Genomic DNA, 6614 nt, shown 5'->3' with positions numbered 1-6614 from the left:
GCGGAATGCCGCCGCTGTGACGAGGATCAGCGCACACAAAGCCAGGGGAAGGATCGAAATCGCGTTGTTCGTCTGGGCGAATTGCGCCCACAGGGCCAACCCGGCCGTGGCGGACGTCGAAGCCAGAATGGACTTCTTCGCGAAGGCGCGGGCCCGCTTCCGGAGGTCGCCCGAGGTCTTCAACGTGAGGAAAATCGCGCCGTGGGAAAGGAAGAGGCTTACGGTCACGATTCCGCCGAGCACCGTGAAAGGGGTGATGAGCGAGAAGAATCCGCCCGTGAGGTAGTGGTAGTTGTCAGCCAGCGAGCTCGCGGCGTCCTGAGGCGCGACGGGCACAAAGGCGCCGTCGTCGTAATGGCCCACCTCGATGTGCATTCCTTGAACCAGGTTGGCGAAGGCGACTCCCCACAGGAAAGAGACGACCCAGGCCGAGACGGTGTGGGCTGTGTCCCAGCGGTTGCGCCACGCCTCGGTGTCGATCATTTTTCGCCATTCGATGGCGCAGACGCGGACGATGAGGCAGACCAAAATGAGCATGAGCGCGAGGTACATGCCCGAGAACATCGTCGCGTACCACTCGGGGAAGGCGGCGAACGTTGCGCCTCCCGCGGTGAGGACCCAAACTTCGTTTCCGTCCCAGTGCGGGCCGATGGAGCTGAGCGCGACGCGCCGTTCTTTCGACGTTTTGGGAAGGACCTTCAGCAGCATCGCGACGCCGAAGTCGAATCCTTCCAGCGCGAGGTAGCCGATCCACAGCACCGCGACGACGGAGAACCAGAGAAGCTGAATGGTTGTCAGTTCCACGATCGTTCCTTTCAGTACGCGAAGGTCATGGGGGCGGACTCGTTGAGCTTCACGGTCTTCTTGCGGGTGTCGATGCCCTCCAGCGCATAACGCCGCAGCAGCGCGATCCAAACGACCCCCAGAGCGCTGTAAAGGAGGGTGAAGACAGCCATCGACGTGAGCACGGTCCCTCCGCTCACGGAGTTCGACAGGCCCTGGTTGGTCATCAGCATGATGCCGTTCTCACCGGGATTGACGATCCACGGCTGGCGCCCCATCTCCGTCAGCAGCCAGCCGAAGGAGTTGCCGAGGAAAGGCAGGGGAATGGCCAAAAGCCAGAGTCTGCCCATTCTCTCGGACTTCTCGACCTTGTTTCCGCGCAGCGAGTAGAGGCCGAAGATCGACATCGCCAGTCCCAGGAAGCCGATGCCCATCATGGCTCTGAAGGACCAGAAGGTGACCGTCAGATTCGGCCGGTAGTCCTGGTCGGATCCGTAGACGTCGGCGTACTTGGCCTTCAGCTCGGCGTTGACCTCGTCCAAGCCCTTGAGGAAGGATTCTTTGCCCGAAAAATGGTTGGTGGCCATGAACGATTCGAGCCCGCCGGGGAACGGCAGGGTCAGCTGGGGGCCGTCGCAGTCGGACGTCCACATGGCGATGACGAGGTCGTGGCTCTCTCCCGATTCGCACACGCCCATCATCGCCGCGGCCTTGGCGGGCTGAATGTCCTTGACGTGCTGGCCCATGAAGTGGCCGGATCCGATGGCGATGCACGACGAGACAAGCATCGCAACGAGGCCGACCTTGGCCGCGGGCTTCCAGTATTTGCGGGCTTCCTCCTCGCTTCCCGTTTTACGACGCGAACGGGCCATCCACCAAAAGCAGAGCCCCGCCACGAGCCCGCCGGCGACGAGGAAGGCGGCGCTGATCGTGTGGGCGAAGGTGTAAAGGGAGGTTTCCGAGAACAGCACTCGGAAAAAGCCGCCGATTCCGTCCAGTTCGAGCCGTCCCGTCTGGCGGTTGACGACGGCGCCCGTCGGATTTTGCATGAACGAGTTGGCGGCGAGAATGAAGAAGCCGGAAAGCATCGTGCCGATTGCCAGGAGCCAGATGCACATGTTGTGGAGCTTCGGGGAAAGGCGATTCTTGCCGAAGATCCACAGGCCCAAGAAGGTCGATTCCAGGAAGAACGCGAGCAGGGCCTCGAAAGCCAGGGGCGCTCCGAAAATGTCGCCGACGAAGCGGGAATACTCCGACCAGTTCATTCCGAACTGGAACTCCTGAACGATTCCCGTCGCCACGCCCAAGGCGAAATTGATGAGCAGAATCTTTCCGAAGAAATCGGTCGCCTTCTGCCATGCGGGGTCGCCGGAGCGGCGGGCCTTCGTCTGCATGACGGCCACGAGTGTGGACAGGCCGATTGTCAGAGGCACCTGGTAGAAGTGGTACACGGTTGTGATGCCGAATTGCCAGCGTGCCAGTTCGAAAGCTTCCATCATTGAGCCTTCCGTGGGCATGGTCCGATTGAACTCTTCCAGTGTAGAACAGATTTCCGCCGCGATCTTACAGATCGTCGGGAAAGTTCTTGCCCGCTCTGCTAATTCATAATCGACACCAAAGCAACTTCCTTTCAGGTCGATGTGCTTTTCGGGGGAAAGACACCGTGGAGCCTCTTGAGAAAGCTGTGGTGTGGAATGGATTTCGCGTGTTTCGTCGTTCCGTTTCCAGATACGTATGAGACAATGCTTGTCAGCTTTGGGATTTCCCGCATGATCCCGATTGGAGAGGCCGCACTGTGCGCCGCAAGAGCGTCGCCGCCGGTGCGCCTGTCATGAGACTTCCGCGGTCAGCCGCGATACATAAGCCGGAGACGGCACGTTGCGGGGGTGCCTCCCGGTGGGAGAATACGTATGTCTGATTTTGTTACGGACGAGCGGGAAAATCCGCACAACGGGCCAGCGTCCCCCGTCGGCGACGGCCGGGGAGGGGAAACCGCCTCGAACAACGACGGCCAAGGCGGGGCGGGCCAAGAAGGACAAGGCGAGAACGGAGGAAAGGCGGTTCGCTCCGCCCGCGTGCGGCGGCCCGCTGCGCGCACCCGGCGCAGAGCCTCCGATTCCGAACAGGCCGACGTCGAATCGACGGCGGATGCCACTAGCGCCGTCGCCCAATCGCTTGCGGAGCTGGAGCCCAAGCGCAGGCCTCGCAGAAGGGCTCCTTCCAAAGAAGTCGTAGAATCGCTTGAGATCATCGCCGAAGGCGCCTCAGATCCCGGCGCGGCCGCGCGCTCTGCGGGATCGCCCCCGCAGTTCTCGTCGCCGGAGGATTCCGTTCCCGGAGACACCCCGCCGATGGGAATGACCGCCCTGCTTTTCCAGGAACCCGACGTCAGCAAGGTGCGCGTTCGCAAGCGCAAGTCCGCCGAGGAGCCGTCGGAGCCGGCGTCGGCCCCTTCTCGAGCCAGGAAGCGGGCCTCGGCGAAATCCGATCCCGAGCAGAAGGCGGAGAAGAAGGGCGAGCGCGACGCGGGCGAGGGCTCCGAGCGCTCGCCCGAGGAGCAGGAGGGCTCCGAGCCGCGGCGTCGCAAGCGCGGAACGAGGGGGCGGCGCAAGAACGCCTCCGAGGACGTCCAGGCGGCGGAAGAGAAGCCTGAGCCTTCCAAGCAGAAAGACGCGAAGGCCAAGGACGCCGGCGATTCGGCGGCGGAGGCCGGGACGCGTCGGCGACGTCGGCGCGCTCGCTCGGCGGACTCGGCCTCCGACGAGGTCAGCATTCCCAAGGGCTCGACTCGGCTCGAAGCCAAGCGGCAGCGCCGCCGAGAAGGCCGCGAGGCGGGCAGGCGCCGTCACTCCATCACGGAGTCCGAGTACTTGGCGCGGCGCGAATCGGTCAAGCGCGAAATGCTCATTCGCGAGCAGGACGGGCTCAACCAGATTGCCGTTTTGGAAGACGACGTTCTCGTCGAACACTACGTCGCCCGCCACACGCAGGCCTCGATGGTTGGAAACGTCTACCTTGGCAGAGTCCAGAACGTGCTTCCGTCGATGGAGGCGGCGTTCGTCGACATCGGCAAGGGCCGAAACGCCGTCCTCTACGCCGGCGAGGTCAATTGGGAGGCCGCCGGGCTGGAGGGAAAGCCCCGCCGCATCGAACAGGCTCTCAAATCTGGCGACACGGTCGTCGTCCAGGTGACGAAGGATCCGATCGGTCACAAGGGCGCCCGCCTGACCGCGCAGATCACCCTCGCCGGCCGCCATCTCGTCCTCGTCCCTTCGGGTGCGATGACTGGGATTTCCCGCAAACTTCCGGACAAAGAGCGGCAGAGGCTCAAGCGTCTGCTGCGCGAGATCGTCCCCGCCGAGCACGGCGTCATCGTCCGCACGGCGGCCGAGGGCACGTCCGAGGAGCAGCTGCGGGCCGACGTCGAGCGGCTCGCGAAGACCTGGCAGGACATCCAGGCGAAGGCGAAGAACACCAAAGGGGCGCCGATGCTCCTCAAGGGGGAGCCGGAGCTCGCCGTCCGGGTGGTCCGAGACATCTTCAACGAGGATTTCCAGTCTCTGAAGATCCAGGGGGCCAAGGCGTGGCGGACGATCTCCGAGTACGTGGCCGAGCTTTCCCCCGAGCTGTCCCAGCGCCTGGAGCACTGGACCGGGGCCTTGGACATTTTCGCCTCTCACAGAGTCGACGAGCAGCTGGCCAAGGCGTTTGACCGGAAGGTGTGGCTGCCGTCTGGCGGAACGCTGGTCATCGACCGGACCGAGGCGATGACCGTCATCGACGTCAACACCGGCAAGTTCACAGGCGCCGGGGGCACCCTTGAGGAGACGGTGACGAGGAACAACCTCGAGGCGGCCGAGGAGATCGTCCGTCAGCTTCGTCTGCGCGACATCGGCGGGATCATCGTCATCGACTTCATCGACATGGTGCTGGAGGCCAACCGCGAGCTCGTCCTTCGCAGGCTCGTCGAATGCCTTGGGCGCGACCGCACGCGCCACCAAGTCGCCGAAGTCACGTCTCTCGGCCTCGTCCAGATGACCCGCAAGAGGGTCGGGCAGGGGCTCGTCGAGGCTTTCTCGACCGTGTGCGAGGCGTGCGAGGGACGCGGGTACATCATCCACACGAATCCCGTCGAGAGGGGCGACGCAGGCGCCGACAAGCGCGCGCGAAACAAACAGGCCGCCAAGCAGACGGCTTCCGAGCCCCGAGACGAAAGCCCCAAGCACGACGACGTGAAGGCGGCGCTGCATTCCATCGCGGCAGCGGCCCAATCGAAGCACGACGAAAATTCCGAGCCAGGCGAATCAGACGACTCCGCGAAGGATTCGGCAAAGAACGCCGACGACGCGGAGGGGCAGGCTGCCGAAGGCGGCGAGGATTCGAAGCGGGGAGCGGCGAAGGCGCGCAATCGACCCAAGGCTTCCGCGAAGAGGCAAGGGACGAAAAAGGCGAAGGGCGCCCAGGGCAAACGCGGGAAGGCGGCCGCCGCGCAAGCCGCTGAGGAAGGCCAACCGGGCGGGGCAGGCCAATCGGACGAGGCGGGCCAAGCGGACGCTCCCGGCGAGGCTTCGGTGCAGAGCCGGGCCGATTTTGCCGAGCAGGACGAATCTTTCAGCCCGGCCGACGCGCCTGAGCGCGGCGAAGCGGGCTCCGCTGCCTCGGAAGGCTCTAAGTCGCGCACAAGGCGCGTGTCCTCTTCGGGGACGATCACTCCGTCGGCGGGTCCTGCGATTCTCAGCTTCCCCGCCTCGTAAGGGCTTGTACGCGACGCCTTGCGAGGTCTGTGTGCGCGGCGGCTCGGCCGCCGCGCACGGAGGCCGTGTTCCGAAACCGGCTGTGCGCCTCGCCCCTGCGTCGTCGTGCGTGGCGCATTGCATAGCGACATAGGGCGCCGTCTGACTTGCCCGGCAATCGGTTGCACCAGTAAACTTGAGCGTCGGCGCGCTTGCGCCCCATTGTCAGTTGCGCCGCAGGAGCGAGCGCAGTCCTAATCAACAGAGATGAGCAGTAACGTGGTGTACGCGATCGTTAAGGCCGGCGGCCGCCAGGAGAAGGTGTCCGTCGGGTCCGTCGTCGTCGTGAACAGGCTGGACGGAGAGGTCGGCGACACCGTCGAGCTCGAGCCCCTCCTGCTCGTTGACGGTGAGAAGGTCACATCGGCTGCCGACGGCATCTCCGCGAAGGTGACCGCCGAGATCGTGCGCGAGGAAAAAGGGCCGAAGATCTCGATCGTCAAATACAAGAACAAGACGGGCTACCGCAAGCGTCAGGGTCATCGCCAGAAGCTGACCCGCTTGAAGGTCGTCGGAATCAAGTGACCCTTTCCCCCAACGTTATTCAGAAGGCAGGTTTTCGAGATGGCACATAAGAAGGGCGCCAGCTCCTCCCGCAACGGCCGCGATTCCAACGCCCAGCGCCTCGGCGTCAAGCGTTTCGGCGGCCAGCTCGTGAACGCGGGCGAAATCATCGTCCGTCAGCGCGGCACTCACTTCCATCCGGGGCTCAACGTGGGGCGCGGCAAGGACGACACGCTTTTTGCGCTCGCCGCCGGTCACGTCAAGTTCGGCACCCGCCGCGATCGCAAGGTCATCGACATCGTCGCTGCGGAGGCCTGAAAACAATCGGGCAAATAGGGGTGGAAGGCGCGTCCTTCCGCCCCTTTTCGCATAGGCCCTTTGCATAGGAGGGGAAGATGGCCAGCTTCGTCGATCACGTGACGCTGCACGTCAAGGCGGGCGACGGCGGAAACGGGTGCGTTTCGGTGCGTCGAGAGAAATTCAAGCCCTTGGGCGGGCCCGACGGCGCGAACGGAGGGCGTGGAGGCGACGTCG

General features: G+C 64.1%; 6 protein-coding genes. 4 read left to right on the top strand and 2 right to left on the bottom strand.

Annotation, left to right across the window (positions count from 1 at the left end; all coding sequences use genetic code 11):
- On the bottom strand, window positions 1-804 hold an 804-nt coding region (gene cydB, locus ACO48X_RS10310), incomplete at its 3' end, for a cytochrome d ubiquinol oxidase subunit II (RefSeq protein ID WP_485002001.1).
- Between the two features lie 11 nt (window positions 805-815).
- On the bottom strand, window positions 816-2279 hold the full coding sequence (locus ACO48X_RS10305) for a cytochrome ubiquinol oxidase subunit I (RefSeq protein ID WP_485002003.1): 1464 nt from the start codon (window positions 2277-2279) through the stop codon (window positions 816-818).
- A gap of 414 nt (window positions 2280-2693) precedes the next feature.
- Between ACO48X_RS10305 and ACO48X_RS10300 the strand changes: the two genes are divergently transcribed.
- The 4 genes from ACO48X_RS10300 to ACO48X_RS10285 all read left to right on the top strand — a co-directional run.
- Window positions 2694-5537 (top strand): Rne/Rng family ribonuclease, encoded by a 2844-nt coding sequence (locus ACO48X_RS10300; RefSeq protein WP_485002000.1) that lies wholly within the window; start codon window positions 2694-2696, stop codon window positions 5535-5537.
- Window positions 5538-5783: 246 nt separating this feature from the next.
- Window positions 5784-6101 (top strand): 50S ribosomal protein L21, encoded by a 318-nt coding sequence (gene rplU, locus ACO48X_RS10295; protein ID WP_485001999.1) that lies wholly within the window; start codon window positions 5784-5786, stop codon window positions 6099-6101.
- Between the two features lie 39 nt (window positions 6102-6140).
- Window positions 6141-6398 (top strand): 50S ribosomal protein L27, encoded by a 258-nt coding sequence (gene rpmA, locus ACO48X_RS10290; protein ID WP_485001998.1) that lies wholly within the window; start codon window positions 6141-6143, stop codon window positions 6396-6398.
- A gap of 77 nt (window positions 6399-6475) precedes the next feature.
- Window positions 6476-6614, top strand: a 139-nt coding sequence (locus ACO48X_RS10285; protein ID WP_485002002.1) for a hypothetical protein, incomplete at its 3' end; no start/stop codon positions are given.

The sequence above is a fragment of the Peptidiphaga sp. genome, assembly GCF_057238965.1.
This window is presented reverse-complemented; position numbering and strand designations above follow the sequence as displayed.